Source organism: Streptomyces gilvus (assembly GCF_022513565.1).
GTDB lineage: Bacteria > Actinomycetota > Actinomycetes > Streptomycetales > Streptomycetaceae > Streptomyces > Streptomyces gilvus.
This window is the reverse complement of sequence record NZ_JAKWBE010000016.1, coordinates 55,741-78,101: the sequence shown is the minus strand read 5'-3', so window position 1 is coordinate 78,101 and position 22,361 is coordinate 55,741. Positions and strand designations below refer to the sequence as shown.

Sequence of the window (22,361 nt, the reverse complement as noted above, 5' to 3'; positions counted from 1 at the left end):
GCTGCGACATCCTGGGGGGCAACCCCCGGACCCCCGGCCGAAAAACCTTCAGTCGAGGTTGAGGTCGTCCTTGGAGTAGGCGAACAGGTACGGCACTCCCGCCCCCTCCTGGATCTTCTCCGCGGCCCCGGTCGCCCGGTCCACGATGGTCGCCACCGCGACGACCTCGGCGCCGGCCTCGCGCACCGCCTCGACGGCGGTCAGCGGGGAGCCGCCGGTGGTGGAGGTGTCCTCGACGACGAGCACGCGCCGGCCCTTGATCTCCGGGCCCTCGACGCGCCGCTGCATCCCGTGCGCCTTGGCCGCCTTGCGCACGACGAAGGCGTCCAGACGCTTCCCGCGCGCGGCGGCCGCGTGCAGCATCGAGGCCGCGACCGGGTCGGCGCCCATGGTGAGCCCGCCCACCGCGTCGAACTCCAGGTCGGCGGTCAGGTCCAGGAGCACCTGGCCGACCAGCGGAGCGGCCTCCCCGTCGAGGGTGATGCGGCGCAGGTCGACGTAGTAGTCGGCCTCCAGACCCGAGGAGAGGGTCACCTTGCCGTGCACCACGGCCTTGTCCTTGATCTGCTGCAGCAGCGCGCCACGTACGTCCGTCGTCATGCCAGTCAGCTTAAAGGCGGCGCCAAGTCCAGGTGGTCGCGGCTTCCAGCGGCTCCAGGGGCGTGACCAGCCGGGGCAGCGTGTTCAGTCCGTCGGGCGGCCCGGTCTGCGGCTCCACGCAGACGGCGGCCTCCTGCTCGTCGTACACCACGACCCACTCCTCGCGGCTGGCCACCTTCACCTCCAGCTGCCCGGGCCAGGTGAGCGTGACGTCGACGCCGCCGGGCATGCCGAAGCAGTCGTCCCAGGGGCCGGGCCGCGGCTCGATCCGGTTGCCGGTGGGGAGGTGGTCCTCCCCGCGCTCCTCCTGCCAGGCGGGGGTGAAGCCGACGCGGACGTCCTCGCCGCCCAGGTTCCGGTTGAACCAGGGGTGCCAGCCGATCTGGGCCGGGAAGGAGGAGTCGTACGTCTCCACGGACATCGTCAGCGTCAGCGAGTCCGGGGTCAGCGCGATCTGCTGGGTGACCCGCCCGGAGTAGGGCCAGGGCTCGACCAGGTCGTACGTGATCACCGCCTCGTCGGTCCCCACGCGCGCGGGGCGCCAGGCGCCGTCGCGGACGGTGCCGTGGATGGCGTGCGGCGGAGAGTTGAGCGGCATCTGGTGCACGCTGGCGCCGTCCCGGAACCGTCCGTCCCGGATCCGTCCGCACCAGGGGACCATCGGGAAGCAGCCGAACCGCTCACCCTGGCGCAGCAGTTCGACCCCGCCGATCCGCAGTCCACCGATCCGTCCGCCGTTGCCCGGCCGTACGGTCACCTCCGCGTCGCCCGCGGTCAGCGTGATGTCTTCGTCACTCACGGGACGACCCTACTGGGGTGATCAAGGGGGCGGCGGTGGACAGGGGCGCGGTGCGCGCGTCACCGGCGTCGGCGCAGCGCCCGTCCCACCACGATCGCCGAGGCCAGCACCACGGCCGCCGCGGGGGCCGCCCAGCGCAGCGGGGATCCCGGGGAGACCGTCTGGGGGGCGGGTACGGGGGCGTAGCGGCCGCGCGGCGGGGCGTGGTCGACCTCCTCGGCGCTGCGGCCGATCATCGTGCGCCGGGCGTGGGCCGCTTCGGCGGGAGGTTCGGGGAAGTCCTCGGGGGCGTCCGCCGCCGCCTCGTCCCCGGTGTCCCCGGTGTCCTCATCGTCGTCGGTCTCGGCCACCGGATCGAGTGACGGCGGCGGCACCTCGGTGTCGAAGACGGACGCCGGGCGGGACACCGGGCCGGGCGCCGGCTCGTCGTCCGCGTCCGGAGTGGTCTCGAAGTCGTCGGTGGCCCCGGCCTCGGACGTCTGAGTGGCCGGCGGCTCGGGCTGCTCCGACTCGTCCGTCGCCGCCAGGTTCTCCGCGAAACGGTTCAGCAGCCGGGTCACCGCGGAGCCCACCGCGTCGGCGGGCAGCTCCGTCACCCGCCCGTCCGCGGACGCCGTCCCCTCGAAGGCCAGCTTGGAGCCGCCCTCCGCCTCCGTCACCCGCAGCGTGAGCGCCAGCTTCACCGAGCCGGTGCCGCGGGTCTCGGTGGCGTCGCCCTCGACGGCGTACGCCCCGTCGTCCCGGGCCGTGATCCTGAGCGTCCCCCGGTAGGTGACCGAGTGGCTGCCGACGCGCACTTTGAGCCGCCCGGACACGGGCTCGGCCCCGGTGTCCTGCTGGAGCCCGGGAACCGCCCGGGCCACCCTCGCGGGATCGGCGAGCGCCTCCCTCAGCCGCGCGGACGGAACCGGAACGAACACGTCATGCTCCATAGCCGCCGAGCCTACCCACGGGTTCGCCGGCTGCACCCCCGTTGGCCGAAAGTGACGCGGCCGGTTCAACCCCCCGGCGTCACCAGCCCCGTCTCGTACGCGATCACGACCACCTGCGCCCGGCTGGCCAGGCCCAGCTTGCTCATCGTGCGGTTCAGATGGGTCTTCACCGTCGCCTCACTGATGAACAGACGGTCCGCCGCCTCCGCGTTGGTCAGACCGCGCGCGACCAGCTTCAGCACCTCCAGTTCACGGCCGGTCAGGGCCGCGAGACCCGGCGGGGGTCCGGGCAGGTCGGCCGCGCGGGTGAACGCCTCCACCAGGCGCCGGGTCACCGCGGGCGCGAACAGCGCGTCGCCGCCGTGCACGGCCGTCACCGCGGCGAGCAGGCGCTCGGGGCCCGCGTCCTTGAGGAGGAACCCGGAGGCACCGGCGCGCAGGGCGCCGTACACGTACTCGTCGAGGTCGAAGGTGGTCAGGACGAGAACGCGGGGCGGGGGGTCGGTCGCGGCCGCGAGGATGCGCTCGGTCGCCTCGATGCCGGTCATGCCCGGCATGCGGATGTCCATCAGGACGACGTCCGGGTGGGTCTTCGCGGCCAGCCGCACGGCCTGAGCGCCGTCCGCCGCCTCGCCGACGACCTCCATGCCGGGGGCGGCGCGCAGCAGCGCGACGAGTCCGCCGCGGACGAGGAACTGGTCGTCGACGACCAGCACCCTGATCGCCGGTGGGGCGTTGCCGGTGTCGGTCATTCCTCGACGGTGTCCCCCCGGCGTGCGGCCGGCGGCGCTGTCGGCAGGGTCAGTTGCACGCCGAATCCCCCCTCGCTGCGCGGGCCGACGACGATCGTCCCGCCGTAGAGCTTGGCCCGCTCCCGCATCCCGATCAAGCCGTGTCCGCCGCGTTCCTGCTTTCTGTCCGGAATCACCCCCTCCCCCTCGTTCACGACGGACACCGCCATCTCCCCCGCCCGGTAGGCGAGTTCCACGGTTGCGTGGCTGCCGGGGGCGTGTTTGAGCACGTTGGTCAGGGCTTCCTGGACCACGCGGTAGAGGCAGAGCTGGACGCCGGGCGGCAGGGGGCGCGGCTCGCCGGTGACGCGGAGGTCGACGGGGACGCCGCCGGCGCGTACCCGCTCGACCATTTCGGCCAGTTGACCGAGTCCGGGGGCCGGGCCGCTGTCGGCGCCGGAGACCCCGTCGGCCCGCAACAGGCCCAGCATGCGGCGGAGTTCGGCGAGTGCCTCGCCGCTGGTGCCGGCGATGGTGTCCAGCGCCTCGCGCGCGGTGCGGGTGTCGGAGGTGAACACGAACCGGGCGAGGCCCGCCTGGACGTTGATGACCGCCATGTGGTGGGCGACCACGTCGTGCAGCTCGCGGGCGATCCGTACGCGCTCCTCGGCGACCTCGCGGCGCGCCCGGTCGGCCTGTTCGGCCCTCAGCTGCCGGGTCAGGTCGGCCGTCCGGCGGGCGGTGTGCCCGAACCACCACAGCACCACCGGGTACGCGACGGACTGCGCGGCCACCGACGCCATCGAGCTGCCCTGCGTCACCAGCCCCGCGTAGATCCACACGCCCGCCATCAGCGCGGCGCAGAGGGCGGTGGTCCGCGGCGGGCGCAGGGACGCCACCGTGTAGAAGGCGAGCATCGGGCCGAAGGAGTTGACCACCGGCCAGTGGCCGAGGGAGACGTAGGCGATCGCGCAGGCGTCGACGAAGACGCAGACGGCCACCGGGGCGCGGGCGCGCAGCACGGTGGGCAGGTTGCACAGGGCGACCAGGCTCCAGCCGAGCGGGTCGAGTGCGGGCCACCCCTGGGCGGCCGACTCCCGGCCGAGCAGGACGGCCACGGTCGTCTGCGCCGCGGTGATCAGGCCGTCGACCACGAGGGGGTGGATCCGCATCGCCGCAGCGTAACCCCGGTGCGCGAGGCGGGGCGTCAACCTCCCGCGGTACCGCGGAAGTTGCAGGAACCGCCCGATTGCCGCGCAGGTTGGGGCGCCTTTCCAACCGGTGGGGGATTCGGGGCGGGGTGGGACGCCCGTAGCTTTTCGGTGCAGGCCGCGACAGGTGGCTCGACGGGGGAAGCGGGGGAGTACGGCGGTCCGTCACCTCGGGGGGAGGTCGACGGACCGCCGTTCCCGCGCGGCGGGGGCGGGGACCGCGTGCGTCAGTGGTTCCCGCACGGCGGGGGCCGGGAGCGCGTCCGTCAGTGGTTCCCGCGCGACGGGGACCGGGAGCGCGTCCGTCAGTGGTTCCCGCGCGACGGGGACCGGGAGCGCGTCCGTCAGCGGTTCCCGCACCACGGGGACCGGGAGCGCGTCCATCAGTGGTTCCCGCGCGACGGGGACCGGGAGCGCGTGTCAGTCGTTCCCGCGTCGGGGGGGGAGCGCGTCCGTCAGTCGGGGTACCGCGCGGCGGGGGCGGGGACCGCGTCCGTCAGTCGGCGTACCGCGCGACGGGCACGGGGATCGCGTCCGTCAGTCCGCGTACCGCGGGTGCACCAGTGTCGAGGGCGGCAGGCCCGTGACGCGGGTGGCGGCGGCGGTGCGGGCGTCGGCCGCGAGGGACGCCGGGGTGAGGGTTCGCGGGTGCGGGGCGCGCGGGTCGAGGCCGAGGGGCGGGGTGGCGTCGGCGGCGGCCAGGAAGAAGCCCCAGTCGCCCGGCGCGCGGGAGCCGATCGCCGTACGGTCGGGGCTCGCGGCGAAACCGGCGTCGCGGCCGCCCACGCGGTAGGCGACGGGGTGCAGACCGGCGGCGCGCAGGGTCGCCCCGACCGTCCAGAACACCCGCGGCCGGCCGGCGAACGGCCCCGCGTGCACCACCAGCCGCCCACCCGGCGCCAGCGCCCGGCGGGCGAGCCCGTAGAACTCCTCGGAGTACAGCTTGGTGCTCGCCGTGATGCCCGGGTCCGGCAGGTCCGAGATCACCACGTCGTACGCCGCCGCGGGCGCCGTGCGCAGCCAGTGGAAGGCGTCCGCGGTGGTCACGCGCACGCGTGGGTCGTCGTAGGCGTGCCGGTTCAGCCGGGACAGCGCCCGGTCACGGCGGGCCAGCCGTACGACGCCCGCGTCGAGTTCGACGACGTCCACCCGCCGTACGCCGGGATGGCGCAGCACCTCGCGGACGGCCAGCCCGTCTCCGCCGCCGAGGACGAGCACGCGCGCGTGCGGGCCGTTCATCGCCGGGTGGACCAGCGCCTCGTGGTAGCGCTGTTCGTCGCGTCCGCTGACGCGCAGCCGGCCGTCGAGGAAGAGGTCGAGGGGCCGGCCGTGGGTGCCGCCGGTGAGGACGACCTCCTGGACCCCGGTCTGCAGGGCCACCCGTACGTCCTGGCCGTACACGGCGTGCCGGGCCGCCCGTTCGAAGTCGTCGACCAGGACGGCGGCCGAGGCGAGCAGGGCCAGGACGGCGAGGTTGGCGGCCAGCAGCGTCCAGCAGGTGCGGCGGGTGAGGTCGCGGCGGAACAGGCCGAGGACGAGGGTGGCGCCCGCGACGGCGTTGACGGCGCCGGTGAGCAGGGCGCCGGTCAACTGGCCCAGCAGGGGCAGCAGAAGGAACGGGAAGGCCAGCCCGCCGACCAGCGCGCCCACGTAGTCCGCGGCGAACAGGTCGGCCACCGCGCCGCCCGCGTCCTGCCGGCGCACCCGCTGGATCAGCTCCATCAGCAGCGGCACCTCGGCGCCGATCAGCAGGCCGATGGCCAGTGAGAAGGCCACCAGCAGCCAGCGCGGCCCGCTCGCCCACAGCCCGCCCCAGTCGCCGGTCCAGGCGAAGACGGCGTACAGCGCCATGGCGCTGCAGCCGCCGATCAGGGCGAGGCCCGCCTCGATCGCGCCGAAGCCGGCCGCGGCCCGCCAGCGCAGCCGCTTCGCCACGAGCGAGCCGATGCCCATGGCGAAGACCATGACCGACAGCACGACGGACGCCTGGGTGACCGAGTCACCGATCAAGTACGAGGCCAGGGCGACCAGTTCGAGCTCGTACACCAGTCCGCAGGCCGCGCAGACGAACACGCACGCGAGGACGAGGAAGCGCCCGGTGGCCGGCCGCACCGGCAGCCGCGCCGGGCCCGCCCAGGGAGGCGGCGGGCCGGGTGGTGCGGGGGCGTGCGGTTCGATCACGACTGCGACGTTACGTCACACGGGCATCACCCTTCGTCACCCACACGTGTGGAACTGGTGGTCGGTTGGTCCCTTCCGGGTTTGGAACGGGCCCCGAGGGAGCCCGGCCCGGCGGCCGGCGCCGGAACCCGGACGCCGACCCTGGTCCGGGTCGCCACCAGCTGCCTGTCCTGCGGGTACGCGTGCCAGGTGCGCCAGCGGACCTGGCCCTCCTGGTGCTGGGCCAGCATCGCCGTGAAGGCGTGCGGGCTGCCCGGGAAGACGCCGGCCAGGCCGTGCGGGTGCTCGGAGACGAGGGCCAGCAACTCCTGGGCGCGGCCCGCGAAGGAGCCCGGCGAGAGCACCTCGACGCGCGCGGCGAACTCGTACTCCCAGTCGCCGACGCGCTTGGCGATGCCGAGCGGAAGGGGCGTGCTGCTGCCCGGGATGCACGCCACCGTCTCCGAGCAACTGCCGCGCCGCTCCTCCAGCAGCACCTGGTGGGAGGCGCCGAGGAGTCTCAACTGCAGTTTCGCCCCGGTCAGTTCGAGGTCGAGCGTGGCCAGAGCGGGAAGCGGTTCACGCCCCAGGGCCCAGGCGAGGTCGGCCGCGCGCGTGTCGGTGTACGAGGTGTTCAGGGTCGTGAGCATGGATCGGCTCCGCTAGCACGCAAAGAAAGGGTGGTGTGGGGTTCCGGCGCACCCGGGCGACTGTGGGGGGATCGGCCCGGTCAGCCCAGTCGGGAGGTCAGGAGGTGTCCGCGGGACGTCCGAGGGGCTGCGTTGGTGATTTAGAGGGAATCATGAACGGTGGCGCCGCCACAGCGTTTTTACCCAAGTTCGTGGGGTTTCCATCCCTCAGAGGGCTCCACAGCTCAACTGTTCAACTACGGCGTACGCCACGGCGGCCGTGGCGCACGCCGGAGCGCGGCCGGGCGCCTCGCTCCTGTCCCGTGTCCGCACACCTGTGCCGGGGAACGGGAGATTCGCGAGGCGCCCGAGGAGGGACCGCATCGGCCGCTCAGTTCCCCCCGCCGCCGCAGCCGCCCCCGCCCCCGCACGACGAGCCGCCGCCGCAGGACGAGCCGCCCCCGCACGAGTGACCGCCCCCGCAGGAGTGGCCGGAGTGGTGCCCTCCGGAGTGGTGCCCTCCCGAGTGGTGCCCTCCTCCGGACGAGGAGCCGCTGTCGCCGGCCCACCAGCTGCCGCCGGACGAGGAGGAGCCGCCCCCGAACGCCTTGCCGCGGCTGCCCGCACGCGCCGTCGCCACGACGACACCGACGATCGCGAGCACGATCACCGCCACGATGAATCCGGTGAACACAGTCGTCACCGTCCTTCCGAGTCCCCCGAAGCAGCCCCCCGTGGGCGCCTCGCTACTTGCGTGCACCGGGGATGCCCCGCCGCCTCCCCGGCCAAAGCAGAGTTGAGGAACTCCAGAGCTTGGGCGCAGGATGGCCCGCATGACCTCCAGTGACCGCCCGTTCCTCAATCGCAGGCTCGCCGAGTTCGGGACGACGATCTTCGCCGAGATGTCGGCCCTGGCTCTGCGGACCGGGTCGATCAACCTGGGCCAGGGCTTTCCCGACACGGACGGTCCCGAGGAGGTCCGGGAGGCCGCCGTGCGGGCGCTGCGCGACGGGCGCGGCAACCAGTACCCGCCGGGCCCCGGCATCCCCGAGCTGCGCGCCGCCGTCGCCGCGCACCAGGAGCGGCGGTACGGACTGTCGTTCGACCCCGACACCGAGGTGCTGGTGACCGCGGGCGCCACGGAGGCCATCGCCGCGAGCCTGCTGGCCCTGCTGGAGCCCGGGGACGAGGTCGTCGCCTTCGAGCCGTACTACGACTCCTACGCGGCCTGCATCGCGATGGCGGGCGGCACGCGCGTGCCGGTCACCCTGCGCCCGCACGAGGGCAGCTTCCGCCTGGACCTCGACGAGCTGCGCGCCGCCGTCACCGACCGCACCCGGCTGCTGCTGATCAACACCCCGCACAACCCCACCGGCACGGTCCTCACCCGCGAGGAGCTCACCGCCGTCGCCGAGCTCGCCGTCGAGCGGGACCTGCTGGTCGTCACCGACGAGGTGTACGAGCACCTGGTCTTCGACGATGCCGAGCACATCCCGCTCGCGACCTTCCCGGGCATGCGGGAGCGCACGGTCACCATCGGCTCGGCCGGCAAGACCTTCTCCTTCACCGGCTGGAAGGTCGGCTGGGTCACGGCGCCGCCCGCGCTGGTCGCGGCGGTGCGGTCGGCCAAGCAGTTCCTGACGTACGTGGCCTCCGGCCCCTTCCAGTACGCGGTCGCCGAGGCCCTGAGCCTGCCGGACTCGTACTTCGAGGAGTTCCGCGCCGACATGCGGGCCAAGCGCGAGCTGCTCGCGGGCGGCCTGGAGCAGGCGGGCTTCGAGGTGTTCCGCCCGGCCGGTACGTACTTCATCACCACCGACATCCGCCCACTCGGCGAGAGCGACGGTTTCGCTTTCTGCCGTACGCTGCCGAAGCGTTGCGGGGTGGTCGCGATCCCGAACGCGGTCTTCTACGACCACCGCGAGCACGGCGCACCCTTCGTACGATTCGCGTTCTGCAAACGTACTGAGGTGCTGGCGGACGCAGCCGCCCGACTCAAGTCGCTGGCCGCGCCGAGCACCGAACCAACACAGTGATCCCCTTGGCCGGCATCGCCTCCGCGCATCTCTGTCATGAAATAACCGCTGGCCGAGCTATTCGGTGTCCTTCGGATGTCGCGGGGAGGCGTACACCAGGATCACAGTCGAGGTTTCCGGGCTGACCAGGTAGCGGACCCGGCCGCCGCTGGTGATCTCGTACTCCCACTGCTCCAGCTCGGAGCCCTTCCATTCTCTGGTGGCATGCCTGCCGCGGAGCTGGTGCTGGCGATTCCAGTTGGCCCGCGACAGCGGGTCCGTACGAAGGGCCTCCAGGCAGCGATGCGCGTTCGGCAGCGCCACCCGGCACAGCTCCTCCCAACCGGTCGCGGCCTCCGTCGTCCCGTAGATGACGTTCCATCCGCTCAGCGGAGGCACGCTGACCCGATCGCCTTTCTTCGGACTCACTCGTGTACCTCGACCGGGCCGAGGTCGACGTCACCAAGCGGACGGAGGGCTTCCCTGAGCTGGTCAGGGTCGGCGTTGATGCGGGCGGTTGCCCGCCACGAGACGATCGCCCGGTGCACAGCCTCCCGGGCGCCCAGCTCAGCGGCGTCGGACAGCGCGTCCAGGAGCTCGGCGGTGAACTCCCGGACTTCTTCGCCGTCGAGGTGGCGCGCCCACGGAAACACCTCGGGCAGCGCGAGCAGAAGCGACTTGGCACCGTCGTCCTGCTTCATCAGGGCAAGGAACAGCCGGGAAGCGGTGGTCAGGTTTTCTTCGGTGCGCTCTGCATGTATGGCGGTGGTCAGCACCATGTCAGGCGCGTCCCGGTGCGTGACACGCAGGCATCCAAGCGCGGCGGCCCTGGCCGCGACGGCCTTCGGGTTCCGGGACAGATCGGTGAACGTGACGGCTTCCGATTCAGATGCCAGGTGCGCGATGCTCATACTCAGACTGTACTCTGATTATGCTCTGATTGCGATCGCTCAAGCGAGACGGCTGGCCGGAGGTCCTGATAAATGGGTGCGTGAACGCGGCGTCGCCTGGATGACCGGCGCCCCCGATCTCGTCGCCGCCGTCCGTGCGGCCAAGCAGTTCCTGACGTATGTCGCCTCCGGGCCCTTCCACTACGCCGTTGCCGAGGCCCTCGCGCTGCCGGACAGCTACTTCGAGGCGTTCCGCGCGGACATGCTGGCCAAGCGGGACGTACTGGCGGCGGGGCTTGCCGACGCCGGGTTCGAGGTATTCCGGACGGCGGGCACCTACTTCATCACCACCGACATCCGCCCCCTCGGCGAGAGCGACGGCTTCGCCTTCTGCCGTGCCCTGCCGGAACGCGCCGGGGTCGTCGCCATCCCCAACGCGGTCTTCTACGACCACCGCGAGCAAGGCGCCCCCTTCGTGCGCTTCGCGTTCTGCAAGCAGGGCTCGGCGCTGGAGGAGGCGGCCCGGCGGCTGAAGGCGCTCGTCTGAGGCGTCACGCCGCCACGCCGGACGCCACGAAAACGTACTCACCCGGCGGCACAACACTCGCGCCTGCCCGTTTTAACCGTCAATGTGCCGTTGTGACCCACGCCAGCACCCTCATCCCCTCCTCGCGCACGAAGCCGAGCCCGGGCACGAAGGACCGCGCCCGGGTGTCCCCCACGGTCGCGATGGGCGGCGCCGTCGGGCTCTTCCTCACCGCCCGGCTGTTCGGTGTCGCCGTGCTCGCCCTGGCCTCCTGGCGGACCGGCCGCAACCCGCTCGCGCTGCTCGGCCGGTCCTGGGACTCCCTGTGGTACCTGGGCATCGCCGCGCACGGCTACGTCCGCACCGAGCGCACCCACCTCGGAGTGGTCAGCGACATGGCGTTCTTCCCGCTCTACCCGGCACTGGTCCGGGCGGTGACGGCCCTGAGCCCGCTCAGCGGCGGAGCGGCGGGCCTGGTCGTGTCGTGGACGGCGGCCGCGGTGGCCGCCTGCGGGATCTACGCGGTCGGCGCCCGGCTGCACGGACGGGCCGTCGGCACCGCCCTGGTCCTGCTGTGGGGCCTGCTGCCGCACTCGGTGGTGCTGTCCATGGCGTACACCGAGCCCGTACTGACCGCCTTCGCCGCCTGGACGCTGTACGCCCTGCTCACCGGCCGCTGGCTGTGGGCGGGGGCGCTGGCGGCGCTGGCGGGGCTGTCCCGGCCCAACGCCTTCGCGCTGGCCGCGGCGGTGGTGGCCGCGGCGCTGTGGGAGACGGGGCGGCGCGTCCGGCAGCGCCGCGAAGTTACCCACAGGCTGTGGACGGCGGCCGCGATCGCGCCGACGGGGTGGGTGGCGTACGTGCTGTGGGTCGGCCGCCGCGAGGGAAGCGTGCTGCGCGGCTACTTCGACCTGCAGCGCCGCTGGGGGTCCCGCTTCGACTTCGGCGAGGGCGCGTGGCAGTTCGTCCGCCATCTGCTGCTGCAGGGGGACCGGCTGGTCTTCCCGATGGCCCTGGTGATCGTCGCGGCGGGCCTGGTCCTGTACGCCCTTCTCCTCGCCGATCGCGCCCCGCTCCCGCTCCTCGTCTACACCGGTGTGCTGCTGCTGGTCGTGCTCGGCGGCTCGGGCTTCTTCGAGTGCAAGCCCCGCTTCCTGATCCCGGCCTTCCCGCTGCTCATCCCGCTGGCCCGGGCCCTGGTGCGGACGGCGAGAGCCCGGCCCTGGCACGCGACCGTGGTGGTCGGCGCCCTGGCCGGGCTCTCGTACTGCTACGGGGCGTATCTGCTGGTGCTCGCGAACATGCCGCTGTAGAGGCGGACGGGGGCTACTCCTCGTCGTCCCCGGGCTCGTCCGCCTCGTTGATCTCCTGCTCCAGGCCCAGCTGCTCCACGAGCCACTTGTCGAACTCGATGGCGGCGCGCACCCAGCTGACCGTCGAGGAGACGAAGTGCTCCAGGCTGACGCCGGTGCCGATCAGCATCTGCGCCTCGCCGATCAGACGGACCGTGCCGTCGTCGTGGGTGTGGCTGTAGACCTTGGGCCACAGGGTCCGCCGGTTCCAGTCGTCGATGGACTCCAGCAGCTGCGGCTTCTCGTCGATCTTGTGGGGGCGGTCGTAGAACGTCCGCACCGAGAAGACCTGCTGGTCCGCCTCGCCGCGGAACATGAAGTACGTACGGAACTGCTCCCACGGCGCAGCGAGGTCGCCCTCGTCGTCGACGACGTACTTGAGCTCCATCTGGTCGAGGAGCTGCTTCACGAGGTCCTGATCCGGAATGACGGGGCCCGCCGGTCCTTGGGGCTGCGGCTCGGGCTGGCCCCCGAAGTTCGGAATCGAGGACGGGTCGATGGTCATACTTGGAGACTCCTGGCGGTCGTCTGGCTCGTCCGGCCATAGCTGAGACCAGACGTCTGACTCCACCCTCTCTCGCTTGCCCCACGACCGGCAACCTCCCCCGGGAAGGCGCCCTCGTACGGCCGCCTTCAGCGCTCCTCCATCCGCTCGACGAGCCGCCGGACGCCGGTGGAAACACGTGCTTCCACAGGGGCGGCGGCAACTTCTCACGGGTCGGGACGTGAGCCGTCTGCGCGGCGAAGTGCAGGAGCAGCCACAGCTCGAAGGACAGGCCCGCCACCCGCGAGGGCGACGGGCGTGCGACTCCTGCCGGGTTACAGCGTCTTGCCCGTCGTCGGCCCCACGATCAGGCCCTCGCCGAACGCGTCCACCCGGACCGTGTCGCCGTCCTTGACCTCGCCCGCCAGGATCTCCTTGGCGAGGCGGTCGCCGATGGCGGTCTGGACGAGGCGGCGCAGCGGACGGGCGCCGTAGGCCGGGTCCAGGCCCTCCGTGGCGAGCCAGTCCAGCGCCTCATCGGTGATCTCCAGGGTCAGGCGCCGCTCCGACAGGCGCTTGGCCAGACGGTCGATCTGGAGCCCCGCGATGCGCTCCAGCTCGGACTTGGTCAGCGCCGAGAAGACCACCAGGTCGTCGAGGCGGTTGAGGAACTCCGGCTTGAAGGACGTCCGGACCACCTCCAGGACCTGCTCCTTCTTCTCCGCCTCGCTGGTGATGGGGTCGACCAGGAACTGGCTGCCGAGGTTGGAGGTCAGCACCAGGATCGTGTTGCGGAAGTCGACCGTACGGCCCTGACCGTCCGTCAGGCGGCCGTCGTCCAGCACCTGCAGGAGCACGTCGAAGACCTCGGGGTGGGCCTTCTCGACCTCGTCCAGCAGCACCACGCTGTACGGCCGCCGGCGCACCGCCTCGGTCAGCTGGCCGCCCTCCTCATAGCCGACGTAGCCGGGAGGGGCGCCGACCAGACGGGCGACGCTGTGCTTCTCGCCGTACTCGGACATGTCGATGCGGACCATGGCCCGCTCGTCGTCGAAGAGGAAGTCCGCGAGCGCCTTGGCGAGTTCGGTCTTGCCGACGCCCGTCGGGCCCAGGAAGAGGAAGGAGCCGGTGGGGCGGTCGGGGTCGGAGATGCCGGCGCGGGTGCGGCGGACGGCGTCCGACACCGCCTGGACGGCCTCCTTCTGGCCGATCAGGCGCCTGCCCAGCTCGTCCTCCATGCGCAGCAGCTTCTGCGTCTCGCCCTCCAGCAGGCGCCCGGCGGGGATGCCGGTCCAGGCGGCGACGACGTCGGCGATGTCGTCGGAGCCGACCTCTTCCTTGACCATGGTGTCCTTGGCGGCCTCCTCCTCGGCTTCGGAGGCGGCCTCCAAGTCCCGTTCCAGGGCCGGGATCTCGCCGTACAGCAGCTTGCTGGCGGTGTCGAAGTCGCCGTCACGCTGGGCGCGTTCGGCGGTGCCGCGCAACTCGTCGAGTTTCTCCTTGAGTTCACCGACGCGGTTGAGGGACTGCTTCTCCTTCTCCCAGCGGGCGGTCAGGCCCCGCAGCTCCTCCTCCTTGTCGGCGAGGTCGCGGCGCAGCTTCTCCAGCCGCTCACGGGAGGCCGGGTCGGTCTCCTTCTCCAGCGCCAGCTCCTCCATCTTCAACCGGTCGACGGCGCGCTGGAGTTCGTCGATCTCGACCGGGGAGGAGTCGATCTCCATGCGCAGCCGCGAGGCGGCCTCGTCGACGAGGTCGATGGCCTTGTCGGGCAGGAAGCGGGAGGTGATGTAGCGGTCGGAGAGGGTCGCGGCGGCGACGAGCGCGCTGTCGGCGATCTGGACCTTGTGATGGGCCTCGTAACGGCCCTTGAGGCCGCGCAGGATCGCGATGGTGTCCTCGACGGTGGGCTCGGCGACCAGGACCTGCTGGAAGCGGCGCTCCAGGGCGGGGTCCTTCTCGATCCGCTCGCGGTACTCGTCGAGGGTGGTGGCGCCGACCATGCGCAGCTCGCCGCGGGCCAGCATGGGCTTGAGCATGTTGCCGGCGTCCATCGCGGAGTCGCCGCCGGCGCCCGCGCCGACGACGGTGTGCAGCTCGTCGATGAAGGTGATGATCTGGCCGTCCGAGTCCTTGATCTCGGCCAGGACGGTCTTCAGCCGCTCCTCGAACTCACCCCGGTACTTCGCCCCGGCGACCATCGCGCCGAGGTCCAGGGCGACGAGCCGCTTGTCCTTCAGCGACTCCGGCACGTCCCCCTTGACGATCCGCTGGGCGAGCCCCTCGACGACGGCGGTCTTGCCGACGCCGGGCTCACCGATGAGGACGGGGTTGTTCTTGGTACGGCGCGAGAGCACCTGTACGACGCGGCGGATCTCCTGGTCGCGGCCGATGACGGGGTCGAGCTTGCCGTCCCGGGCCGCCGCCGTGAAGTCGGTGCCGAACTTCTCCAGGGCCTTGTACTGGCCCTCGGGGTCGGGCGTGGTCACCCGGCGTCCTCCCCTCGCCTTCTGAAAGGCTTCCTGCAGCTTCTTGGCACTGGCCCCCTGCCCGGACAGTACGTCACCGGCCGGACCGCCCTTGGCGGCGATGCCGAGGAGCAGGTGCTCGGTGGAGAGGTAGTCGTCGCCGAGGTCGCGGGCGCGCTCGGTGGCGTCGGCGATGACGGCGAGCAGCTCGCGGTTGGGCTGCGGGGGCGCGACGGTGGAACCGGTCACGCTGGGCAGTCCGGCGAGGATCTTCTCCGCTCCGGCCCGTACGGCCGCCTGGTCGGCGTCGACGGCGGCCAGCAGGTCGGTGATGTTCTCGTTGTCCTGCCCCTGGAGCAGTGCGAGGAGCAGGTGGGCGGGGGTGAGGTCGGGGTGCCCCTCGGTCACGGCGCGGTTGCTCGCCGCGTTGATGGCGTCCCGGCTCCGGTTGGTCAGCTCGGCGTCCACGTTCGCGCTCTCCTCCTGCCACGTTCTCCAGTTGCTGACTCAGTCAGCGTACACAAAGTTGAGTCTATTCCGCTCAAGGGTAGAGCAGGAGGTTCCCAGGGGCTAAGTTCCGGGCATGGCGACCTACACCCAGGACCCCGGCGCCCCGGACCCCACGTACCTCCGTTTCTGGCGGGAACGCCACCTGTGCACGCTGACGACCCCCCGCCCGGACGGCAGCCCGCACGTGGTGCCCGTCGGTGTCACATACGACCCCGAGGAGCGACTGGCTCGGGTGATCACCAACAAGTCCAGTACGAAGGTGGCCAATGTCCAGGCGGCCGGACCCGAGGGAGCACGGGTCGCCGCGTGCCAGGTGGACGGGCGACGCTGGGCGACGCTGGAGGGCAGGGCGGTCGTACGGACGGACCGCGCGCGGGTCGCGGAGGCCGAGCGGCGCTACGCCGAGCGCTACGAGCGCACGCCGGCGCCGAATCCCGACCGGGTGGTGATCGAGATCGAGCTGACGCGGGCGATGGGGCAGGGGTGACGGGCGGGTGCGACCCCGGACGGTCGGGCCGATGTACTGAAATGTCGCCCAAAACTGCAGCGGCGTCACCGTGTTCAGGTCACGGTGACGCCGCTGCGGGGGGAAGCACCTGAGCGATCTGTTACGACGGGGGAATCGCGTCAGGCACTGCGGGGGGTGGCTGAGATGGTCCGAACTTGGGGGGTTTCCGGTTCCACCAGCCGGTGGTCTCGTTGGTCGAGGTTCACAAAGATCATTCCGTACCGGACGGCACACCGCACGGGCTGCGGCGCCCCCCGAGGCCGCCGCAGACACCGGTACGCCCGTACGTCCTCGTCCTCGTCCCGCGTGACGACGACCGGCTCACCGAAGACGGTCACCATCAGCGAGTCACCGGAGTGGGGGATCGCGGTGACGAGGTCGATGAAGTGCCAGCCCGAGCGGTAGGCGGTGGCCATCTCGCGGCGGAAGGAGCGGTCGTCGGGTGGGGTGGTCATGACTGCACGGCCCACGTGCTGTCGCTGGGCGCCACCCACGTGCTGTCACCGGGCGCGACCCACGTGCTGTCACCCGGGACGTCCGCCGCGGTGACGGCCCACGTACTGTCGCCGGCCGCTGCGGCGGAGACGGAGGTCGTGCGCCAGGTGCTGTCCTGCGCGCTGTCACTCTTCGCCCCCGTGAGGCCGCCCAGTACTCCGAAGGCCACAGCGGTGGAGAAGGCGGCGACAAGCGCCGAGCGAAGCATTCTCTTATGCATAGTCGGCTTCGTCCTCATGTAAAGGTCACCTCTCCCCCGTCCGAATACGACGATGGCCCATTCCGGCACGTCATGGCCACACAAACGATGCATCATGTTCCTGCACGTTCAGGACCCTGGGGGGTGGAGATTTGGCGATAAATGAGACTAAGCGGACACATCCCCACGGGCTGACCGACCTGTGCGAGGACGGGCGCCGCCTTTACGGGAACGCTCTCCGGACGGGACGCCTAGCCCGTACGGATGTGGAACCCGCGCCCTGTTTGATGGAGTTCGCCCTCCTTCATCCCGATCCCGACGACCCGAACTGGCTACGCCCGGTACCCCCCTCGATCGCCCTGGCCCAGCGGCTCAACCCGATCGAGCACGAGATCACCCAGCGCCGCCGGGAGTCCATCGAACTCGCCGACGCTTTCGAGCCGTTCATGAGCATCAGTGCCCAGCCGACGGCCACCACTCATTCCATCACCGTGCTGGAGGGCCTGGACCGGATCAACGCGGCGCTCGACCTGGCCACCGCCCAGACCCACACGGAGATGCTCACCGTCCAGCCCAGCCGTCGCCGCCTCGAGCACACCCTCGCCCAGGGCCTCAACCGCGACCGTCCGCTGATCGAACGGGGCTGCCGCATCCGCACGCTCTACCAGCACCCCGCCCGCTACAGCCCGGAGACGCTGGCCTACGTCGCCCAGTTCACCGACGGCAAGGTCGAGTACCGGACAATCGACGAGCTGGTCGAGCGGCTGATCATCTGCGACGAGACGGTGGCGTTCATCCCGACCCGTGACGACGGGGAGGTGGCCCTGGAGCTTCGGCACCCCGGGCTGGTCCGCTATCTGATCAAGGTCTTCGAGTTCATGTGGGCGCGTGCGGTCCCGTTGAGCGCCGGCGCCCCGTACGAGACCGCCCCGGACGGCATCACGGAGATCCAGCACTCCATCGCCAAGCTCCTGGTCGAGGGGCATGTCGACGAGGCGATCGCCCGGCGCCTGGGGATGAACGTACGGACCTGCCGCGCCCACATAGCCAAGCTCGCGACGGCTCTGGGCAGCGGCAGCCGAGCCCAACTCGGCTTCCTCATAGCGCAGTCGGGGCTTCTGAAACAGGAGCCCGATGCGTGACGGAAGGACGCACCGGCACGGCCCCGAGGAACTGTGCGACGCGGGCCGGGAGCTGTACGGCCGCGCCCTGCGCGAAGGGCATGTGAGCGGTGCGGACGCCGACGCGGCGCCCTGCCTCGTGGACTTCGGCCTGCTGCACCCCGCCGTCACGGACCCCGGCCGCCTGGAGCCCGTCGCGCCGGCCGTCGCCCTGCACCGCCTGCTGCGCGGCACCGCGGACCGCATAGCCGAGGAACGCCGGCGCGAGCAGCGGCTGGCCGAGACGTTCGAACCGCTCATGCGGATCGACGGGCGGAGCACCGCACCGGTGGACGCGCCGGCCATCGGTGTCCTCGGCGGAGTCGACCGCATCAACGAGGCCATCACCACCGCGATGGCGGACGCCTCCAGGGAACTGCTGGCCATCCAGCCCTACGACGGCCGCAGTCCCGCCACCCGCCTCGCCCGCAGCCTCGCCCGCGACCAGGCCCTGCTGGACCGGGGCGGCCGTATCCGCACCCTCTACCAGCACACCCAGCGCCACTCCCCCGCCGTGGTCGCCCGCTACGAGCAGCTGCGCGGAGACGCCGAGGCGCGCACCCTCGACCAGGTCACCGAACGCCTTGTCGTCATCGACCGCGCCGTCGCCTTCATCCCCGCCAACAAGGACCGCACGCTGGCCCTCGAGGTCCGTCACCCCGTCCTGCTGGACTACTTCGCCACGGTCTTCGACCGCCTGTGGCACCTGGCGACCCCCATGCACCCCCGGGCCGTCCCGGAGCCCGCCCCCGACGGCATCACCCCCCGCCAACGCGCCATCGCCACCCTCCTCGTCGAGGGGCACACCGACGCCGTGATCGCCGACCGGCTGGGGCTGAACATCCGTACCGCCCGGGTGCACATCGCCAAGCTCGCCGCCACCCTCGGCAGTGACAGCCGGGCGCAGCTCGGTTACCTCATCGCACGGTCGGGGATCCTCGACCGGGAAGAGTGACCGAAGGAGTGACCTCCTCCGGGCCGCGGGGCCCGTGCAGGCCCACCTGGGCGATGCGGACGCCGAGTTGGGTGCGGCTCGCGGCGCCCAGGGTCTCGGAGAGACGGGCGATGTGGGCGCGGCAGGTGCGGACGCTTATGCCCAGGCGCTCGGCGATCACCGCGTCCTGGTGGCCTTCCGCGAGCAGCGCCGCGATGGACTGCTCGCGGTGGGAGATGCCCTCGATGCCGGTGTCGGGCAGGGGCGCGGTGAGCGGGATGGCCAGGCGCCACAGACGGTCGAAGACCGTGCCGAGGTAGCCGACCAGGGCCGGGTGACGCAGTTCCAGGGCGAGGGTGCGGTCGGCGTTGGCGGGGATGAAGGCCACCGTGCGGTCGAAGAGGATCAGCCGGTCGATGACCTCGTCGAGGGTGCGGGCTTCGACCGTGTTGCCCATCAGCTCCAGGTAGTTGAGCAGGCCCTGCCCGTGGCGGGCGACATGCGTGTACAGGTCGCGCATCCGCACGCCCCGCGCCCGCAGCTCCAGCGCCCGGTGCAGGCCCTCCGTCAGCTCGTGCTCGGGGCGGATGCCGCCCGGCTGCACGGTGAGCACCTCCGTGGTGCACGCCTGTGTCGCCTCGTCCATCGCCGCCTGGATGCGGGAGAGCCCGTCCAGCACCCGGATCGCGGTGCCCTCGCCGGCGCCCACCTGCACGGCCGGCCCGAGCCCCGCGTACCACTCGACGGCGGCCACCGCCGAGCCCACCCGCCGCTGGTTGGCGCTGACCTGGTCGTGGACCTCGCGCAGTAGCCGCGTCATGACCTCCAGCGGGGACGTCGGCACCAGCCAGTCCATGTCGTCGGGGTCGGGGTGCAGCAGGGCCAGGTCCAGCAGACAGGGCACCGGCTCGGCGTCGCGGCGCGACACACGGCCCCGCCGCACGGCCCGGGAATACACACGATCCCCGGCCTCGCACAGTCGGTCAGCACCGTGTGGATGCTCGTCCGTCCCGTGCCCGGTCATCGCCCATTTCACCCCCGCATCCGGCGTGTTCCGCAGCGCAACTATGCGCGGACACTCCCGGCTCCGCAACACGGCTCCGGACGCCACGGGCGTCGAAATGCGCCTGTGTGCCCGGCTATTACCGGCCCGCCGCCCGCCCGGTTGCAACAAGCTGAGGGGGTGCGGACCGGCCACACCGGGGCAGCGGCGGAGCCGGTCCTTCCGCGCAAGCTCCCGGAAATGCCGCAGAGATCACCGTGTTACGAACCGCATCTAACGTCCCCTCATGGCGGACATATTCGACGCATACGCGTTGGCCGACGCATGGGACGAGATGTTCGAACGGCCGGGTGAGGTCAGGACCGCCTATGAGCCGGTGCTGGCCGCACTTCAGCCGATCGAACCGAGTGAACTGCGCTTCCGGGCGGACCAGATGGCCCGGGCGTTCACCGACCGGGGCGTCACGTACGCCTTCGCGGGCGAGGAGCGGCCCTGGCCGCTGGACCTCGTGCCCAGGATCCTCGACGCGCTGGAATGGGATCTCATACAACGCGGGGTGAGCCAGCGGGTCCGGGCCCTGGAGGCCTATCTGGCCGACGCCTACGGGCCCTGCCGTGCCTTCGAGGACGGTGTCGTGCCCTGGCGGCTGCTGCTCAACTCCCCGCACTTCCACCGCGCCGCGCACGGGGTCGAGCCCCCGGGCGGGGTGCGCATCCATGTGGCCGGAATCGATCTGGTGCGGGACGAGGCCGGGGACTTCCGGGTGCTGGAGGACAACGTGCGGGTGCCCAGCGGGGTGTCGTACGTCATCGAGAACCGCAGGGCCATGACCCGGATCTTCCCCTCCCTCTTCGCCGAACAGCACGTGCTGCCGGTCGACGGGTACTGCCACCGGCTGCTCGCGGCCCTGCGCGCCGCCGCGCCCGACGGGGTGCGGGACCCGAGGGTGGTGGTGCTGACCCCCGGGCCCAGCAACGCCGCCTACTTCGAACACGCCCTGCTGGCACGGCTGATGGGCGTGCAGCTGGTCGAGGGGCACGACCTGGTGTGCCGGGCCAACCGGGTGTGGATGCGTACGACGCGCGGGGAGGTCCCGGTCCACGTCGTATACCGGCGCCTGGACGACGACTTCCTCGACCCGCTGCACTTCCGGCCCGACTCGGTGATCGGCTGCCCCGGCATCATGGGCGCCGCGATGGCGGGCAACGTCACACTCGCGAACGCCGTGGGCAACGGGATCGCCGACGACAAACTGCTCTACACCTACGTCCCGGACCTCATCCGCTACTACCTCTCCGAGGAACCGGTTCTTCCCAATGTGGAGTCCTACCGGCCCGATGAACCAGGACAGTTGGAGGCGGTGCTCGACCAGATCGAGCAGCTGGTGATCAAACCGGTCGACGGCGCGGGCGGGCAGGGCATCGTCATCGGACCGAAGGCCGACCGCGAGACCCTGGAACGCACTCGCAAAGCCGTCGCCGCCGACCCGCGCGGCTTCATCGCGCAGCGGCCGGTCGCCCTGTCCACCTCCCCCACCCTGGCCGGAGAGCGTATGGCGCCGCGCCACATCGACCTGCGTCCGTTCGCCGTGAACGACGGCAGCGAGGTGTGGGTGCTGCCCGGCGGGCTCACCCGCGTCGCCCTCCAGGAGGGCAACCTGATCGTCAACTCCAGCCAGGGCGGCGGCTCCAAGGACACCTGGGTGCTGGCGGAGGGCCCCGCCGAGCAGCCCGCGCCCGAGCCGGACCCCGCGATCCCCGCCGTCGCCCCGCGCCGGCTCGGCCCCGACGGCACCCGGGCGGTCGTACAGGAAGGGGCGCAGCAGTGAACGACGTGATCCTCTCCCGGATAGCCGAGTCCCTGACCTGGACCGGGCGTTACGTCGAGCGGGCCGACGCCACCGGCCGCATCCTCGACGCCTATCTGCACCGCATGCTGGAGGACCCCTGGCGCGACGAGGACGCGGCCTGCCGGTCGCTGTACGCGATCCTCGGCATGGACGCGGGCGGCACACGCGTGGACATGCAGCAGGTCCTGGACCAGCTGGCCTTCGACGCCCGTTCCACGGGCTCCATCGAGGGGGCGCTGGGCGCCGCCCGGCTCAACGCGCGCAGCGCCCGCGAGGCCGTCTCCTCGGAGATGTGGGAGTGCCTGAACTCCACCTGGCACGCGCTGGCCGACCAGCGGACGGCGGCCCGCCGCACCGGCCCCTACGCCTATCTGGAGCTCGTGCGCAGCCGGGCCGCCCTCTTCTTCGGGCTGGCCGACTCCACCATGAGCCGGGACGACAGCTGGCGGTTCGTCGTGCTGGGCCGGAGCCTGGAGCGGGTGGACATGACCGTACGGCTGCTGTCCGTACGGGTGCTGGACGCGGCGCACGCGCCCGACTGGCCGACCCTGCTGAGCGCGTCCGGCGCCGACGAGGCGTACGCGCGCGTGTACGGCGGTTTCGGCGACACCCCGCGCGTGGCGGAGTTCCTGCTCCTGGACCGCGACTTCCCGCGCTCGGCGCTGCACGCGCTGACCACGGCCGAGGAGTGCCTCACCGCCCTCGGCCGGCCCCGCCAGGACCCCGCGCGCCGCCCCATCGGCCGGCTGCGCACCCGCCTCGAATACCTGGACACCCACGCCCTCGAGGACCAGCTGCCGGACCTGCTCGGGGACCTGCAGCAGGCCTGCATGGCGTCCGCGGACGCGGTGGCCGAGCGGTTCTTCCCCTACCCGGGGCCCGTCGAGTGGGCCCAGGAAGGAGCGTGAG

General features: G+C 71.9%; 23 protein-coding genes and 1 pseudogene. 8 read left to right on the top strand and 16 right to left on the bottom strand.

Going from position 1 to position 22,361, the window contains the following annotated elements; genetic code table 11:
• Window positions 1-48: 48 nt before the first annotated feature.
• The 9 genes from pyrE to MKW14_RS24310 all read right to left on the bottom strand — a co-directional run bounded on the left by pyrE (window position 49) and on the right by MKW14_RS24310 (window position 7,765).
• Window positions 49-600 (bottom strand): orotate phosphoribosyltransferase, encoded by a 552-nt coding sequence (pyrE, locus tag MKW14_RS24350; RefSeq protein ID WP_240865328.1) that lies wholly within the window; start codon window positions 598-600, stop codon window positions 49-51.
• Between the two features lie 10 nt (window positions 601-610).
• Window positions 611-1,399 carry an aldose epimerase family protein gene (locus MKW14_RS24345; protein ID WP_240865327.1) on the bottom strand — a complete coding sequence of 263 codons (789 nt, stop codon included), beginning with the start codon at window positions 1,397-1,399 and terminating at the stop codon, window positions 611-613.
• Window positions 1,400-1,458: 59 nt separating this feature from the next.
• Window positions 1,459-2,331, bottom strand: a complete 873-nt coding sequence (locus MKW14_RS24340; protein WP_240865326.1) for an SRPBCC domain-containing protein — start codon at window positions 2,329-2,331, stop codon at window positions 1,459-1,461.
• A 65-nt stretch (window positions 2,332-2,396) separates the two neighbouring features.
• Window positions 2,397-3,083, bottom strand: a complete 687-nt coding sequence (locus tag MKW14_RS24335) for a response regulator (protein ID WP_240865324.1) — start codon at window positions 3,081-3,083, stop codon at window positions 2,397-2,399.
• Entirely contained in the window at window positions 3,080-4,234 is a 1,155-nt protein-coding gene (locus MKW14_RS24330) for a sensor histidine kinase (protein ID WP_240865321.1), read from the bottom strand. The genes MKW14_RS24335 and MKW14_RS24330 overlap by 4 nt, the downstream gene beginning before the upstream one ends.
• Before the next feature lie 204 nt (window positions 4,235-4,438).
• Entirely contained in the window at window positions 4,439-4,657 is a 219-nt protein-coding gene (locus tag MKW14_RS24325; RefSeq protein WP_240865319.1) for a hypothetical protein, read from the bottom strand.
• A 153-nt stretch (window positions 4,658-4,810) separates the two neighbouring features.
• The gene (locus MKW14_RS24320) at window positions 4,811-6,454 is read right to left on the bottom strand and encodes a polyamine aminopropyltransferase (RefSeq protein WP_240865318.1); all 1,644 of its coding nucleotides are present in this window, start codon (window positions 6,452-6,454) and stop codon (window positions 4,811-4,813) included.
• A 26-nt stretch (window positions 6,455-6,480) separates the two neighbouring features.
• The gene (locus MKW14_RS24315; RefSeq protein WP_240865316.1) at window positions 6,481-7,083 is read right to left on the bottom strand and encodes a DUF2617 family protein; all 603 of its coding nucleotides are present in this window, start codon (window positions 7,081-7,083) and stop codon (window positions 6,481-6,483) included.
• Between the two features lie 370 nt (window positions 7,084-7,453).
• Complete coding sequence (locus MKW14_RS24310; protein ID WP_240865315.1) at window positions 7,454-7,765, bottom strand: hypothetical protein; 312 nt, start codon at window positions 7,763-7,765, stop codon at window positions 7,454-7,456.
• Between the two features lie 121 nt (window positions 7,766-7,886).
• Here MKW14_RS24310 and MKW14_RS24305 point away from each other — a divergent pair, with 121 nt between their 5' ends.
• Window positions 7,887-9,098 carry a pyridoxal phosphate-dependent aminotransferase gene (locus MKW14_RS24305; protein WP_240865314.1) on the top strand — a complete coding sequence of 404 codons (1,212 nt, stop codon included), beginning with the start codon at window positions 7,887-7,889 and terminating at the stop codon, window positions 9,096-9,098.
• A gap of 57 nt (window positions 9,099-9,155) precedes the next feature.
• Here MKW14_RS24305 and MKW14_RS24300 read toward each other — a convergent pair whose 3' ends face one another.
• Together MKW14_RS24300 and MKW14_RS24295 are read right to left on the bottom strand one after the other, a co-directional pair.
• On the bottom strand, window positions 9,156-9,476 hold the full coding sequence (locus MKW14_RS24300) for a hypothetical protein (RefSeq protein ID WP_240865313.1): 321 nt from the start codon (window positions 9,474-9,476) through the stop codon (window positions 9,156-9,158).
• 26 nt (window positions 9,477-9,502) lie between these two features.
• Complete coding sequence (locus tag MKW14_RS24295; RefSeq protein ID WP_240865312.1) at window positions 9,503-9,988, bottom strand: prevent-host-death family protein; 486 nt, start codon at window positions 9,986-9,988, stop codon at window positions 9,503-9,505.
• Window positions 9,989-10,079: 91 nt separating this feature from the next.
• On the opposite strand from MKW14_RS24295, the pseudogene MKW14_RS24290 reads away from it, so the two are divergent.
• Together MKW14_RS24290 and MKW14_RS24285 are read left to right on the top strand one after the other, a co-directional pair.
• Window positions 10,080-10,514, top strand: a pseudogene (locus tag MKW14_RS24290) (aminotransferase class I/II-fold pyridoxal phosphate-dependent enzyme); the annotation flags it as partial.
• Window positions 10,515-10,606: 92 nt separating this feature from the next.
• The gene (locus MKW14_RS24285) at window positions 10,607-11,806 is read left to right on the top strand and encodes a glycosyltransferase family 39 protein (RefSeq protein WP_374116590.1); all 1,200 of its coding nucleotides are present in this window, start codon (window positions 10,607-10,609) and stop codon (window positions 11,804-11,806) included.
• 13 nt (window positions 11,807-11,819) lie between these two features.
• Here the strand turns inward: MKW14_RS24285 and MKW14_RS24280 are convergent, their stop codons facing one another.
• Complete coding sequence (locus MKW14_RS24280) at window positions 11,820-12,350, bottom strand: YbjN domain-containing protein (RefSeq protein ID WP_133044158.1); 531 nt, start codon at window positions 12,348-12,350, stop codon at window positions 11,820-11,822.
• Between the two features lie 314 nt (window positions 12,351-12,664).
• Window positions 12,665-15,262, bottom strand: a complete 2,598-nt coding sequence (gene clpB / locus MKW14_RS24275; protein ID WP_240865311.1) for an ATP-dependent chaperone ClpB — start codon at window positions 15,260-15,262, stop codon at window positions 12,665-12,667.
• Window positions 15,263-15,377: 115 nt separating this feature from the next.
• Here clpB and MKW14_RS24270 point away from each other — a divergent pair, with 115 nt between their 5' ends.
• Entirely contained in the window at window positions 15,378-15,791 is a 414-nt protein-coding gene (locus MKW14_RS24270) for a pyridoxamine 5'-phosphate oxidase family protein (RefSeq protein WP_240865309.1), read from the top strand.
• A gap of 140 nt (window positions 15,792-15,931) precedes the next feature.
• Here MKW14_RS24270 and MKW14_RS24265 read toward each other — a convergent pair whose 3' ends face one another.
• Together MKW14_RS24265 and MKW14_RS24260 are read right to left on the bottom strand one after the other, a co-directional pair.
• Window positions 15,932-16,267, bottom strand: coding sequence for a hypothetical protein (locus tag MKW14_RS24265; protein WP_133044153.1), 336 nt, complete (start codon window positions 16,265-16,267; stop codon window positions 15,932-15,934).
• Window positions 16,264-16,515: a hypothetical protein gene (locus MKW14_RS24260; RefSeq protein ID WP_240865307.1), complete on the bottom strand. Its 252-nt coding sequence runs from the start codon at window positions 16,513-16,515 to the stop codon at window positions 16,264-16,266. The genes MKW14_RS24265 and MKW14_RS24260 overlap by 4 nt, the downstream gene beginning before the upstream one ends.
• 182 nt (window positions 16,516-16,697) lie before the next feature.
• Between MKW14_RS24260 and MKW14_RS24255 the strand changes: the two genes are divergently transcribed.
• Both MKW14_RS24255 and MKW14_RS24250 read left to right on the top strand, forming a co-directional pair.
• A complete protein-coding gene (locus MKW14_RS24255) occupies window positions 16,698-17,648 on the top strand; it encodes a helix-turn-helix transcriptional regulator (RefSeq protein WP_240865419.1) in 951 nt (316 codons plus the stop codon).
• A complete protein-coding gene (locus MKW14_RS24250; RefSeq protein WP_240865305.1) occupies window positions 17,641-18,621 on the top strand; it encodes a LuxR C-terminal-related transcriptional regulator in 981 nt (326 codons plus the stop codon). The genes MKW14_RS24255 and MKW14_RS24250 overlap by 8 nt, the downstream gene beginning before the upstream one ends.
• Here MKW14_RS24250 and MKW14_RS24245 read toward each other — a convergent pair.
• Window positions 18,584-19,624 (bottom strand): helix-turn-helix transcriptional regulator, encoded by a 1,041-nt coding sequence (locus MKW14_RS24245; RefSeq protein ID WP_240865304.1) that lies wholly within the window; start codon window positions 19,622-19,624, stop codon window positions 18,584-18,586. The two genes, MKW14_RS24250 and MKW14_RS24245, sit on opposite strands and share 38 nt — an antisense overlap.
• A gap of 265 nt (window positions 19,625-19,889) precedes the next feature.
• Between MKW14_RS24245 and MKW14_RS24240 the strand changes: the two genes are divergently transcribed.
• Together MKW14_RS24240 and MKW14_RS24235 are read left to right on the top strand one after the other, a co-directional pair.
• Window positions 19,890-21,431, top strand: a complete 1,542-nt coding sequence (locus MKW14_RS24240; protein ID WP_240865303.1) for a circularly permuted type 2 ATP-grasp protein — start codon at window positions 19,890-19,892, stop codon at window positions 21,429-21,431.
• Complete coding sequence (locus tag MKW14_RS24235) at window positions 21,428-22,360, top strand: alpha-E domain-containing protein (protein ID WP_240865302.1); 933 nt, start codon at window positions 21,428-21,430, stop codon at window positions 22,358-22,360. Before MKW14_RS24240 ends, MKW14_RS24235 begins: the two co-directional genes overlap by 4 nt.
• Window position 22,361 lies beyond the last annotated feature (1 nt).

What these genes read in the sequence shown, in the direction of transcription:
- MKW14_RS24265 (WP_133044153.1), bottom strand. Translation starts at nt 16,267, where the DNA reads ATGACCACCCCACCCGACGACCGCTCCTTCCGCCGCGAGATGGCCACC.
- MKW14_RS24280 (WP_133044158.1), bottom strand. Translation starts at nt 12,350, where the DNA reads ATGACCATCGACCCGTCCTCGATTCCGAACTTCGGGGGCCAGCCCGAG.
- MKW14_RS24305 (WP_240865314.1), top strand. Translation starts at nt 7,887, where the DNA reads ATGGCCCGCATGACCTCCAGTGACCGCCCGTTCCTCAATCGCAGGCTC.
- pyrE (WP_240865328.1), bottom strand. Translation starts at nt 600, where the DNA reads ATGACGACGGACGTACGTGGCGCGCTGCTGCAGCAGATCAAGGACAAG.
- MKW14_RS24250 (WP_240865305.1), top strand. Translation starts at nt 17,641, where the DNA reads ATGCGTGACGGAAGGACGCACCGGCACGGCCCCGAGGAACTGTGCGAC.
- MKW14_RS24240 (WP_240865303.1), top strand. Translation starts at nt 19,890, where the DNA reads ATGGCGGACATATTCGACGCATACGCGTTGGCCGACGCATGGGACGAG.
- MKW14_RS24245 (WP_240865304.1), bottom strand. Translation starts at nt 19,624, where the DNA reads ATGACCGGGCACGGGACGGACGAGCATCCACACGGTGCTGACCGACTG.
- MKW14_RS24330 (WP_240865321.1), bottom strand. Translation starts at nt 4,234, where the DNA reads ATGCGGATCCACCCCCTCGTGGTCGACGGCCTGATCACCGCGGCGCAG.
- MKW14_RS24335 (WP_240865324.1), bottom strand. Translation starts at nt 3,083, where the DNA reads ATGACCGACACCGGCAACGCCCCACCGGCGATCAGGGTGCTGGTCGTC.
- MKW14_RS24295 (WP_240865312.1), bottom strand. Translation starts at nt 9,988, where the DNA reads ATGAGCATCGCGCACCTGGCATCTGAATCGGAAGCCGTCACGTTCACC.
- MKW14_RS24325 (WP_240865319.1), bottom strand. Translation starts at nt 4,657, where the DNA reads ATGGACGCGCTCCCGGTCCCCGTGGTGCGGGAACCGCTGACGGACGCG.
- MKW14_RS24270 (WP_240865309.1), top strand. Translation starts at nt 15,378, where the DNA reads ATGGCGACCTACACCCAGGACCCCGGCGCCCCGGACCCCACGTACCTC.
- MKW14_RS24260 (WP_240865307.1), bottom strand. Translation starts at nt 16,515, where the DNA reads ATGCTTCGCTCGGCGCTTGTCGCCGCCTTCTCCACCGCTGTGGCCTTC.
- MKW14_RS24315 (WP_240865316.1), bottom strand. Translation starts at nt 7,083, where the DNA reads ATGCTCACGACCCTGAACACCTCGTACACCGACACGCGCGCGGCCGAC.
- MKW14_RS24340 (WP_240865326.1), bottom strand. Translation starts at nt 2,331, where the DNA reads ATGGAGCATGACGTGTTCGTTCCGGTTCCGTCCGCGCGGCTGAGGGAG.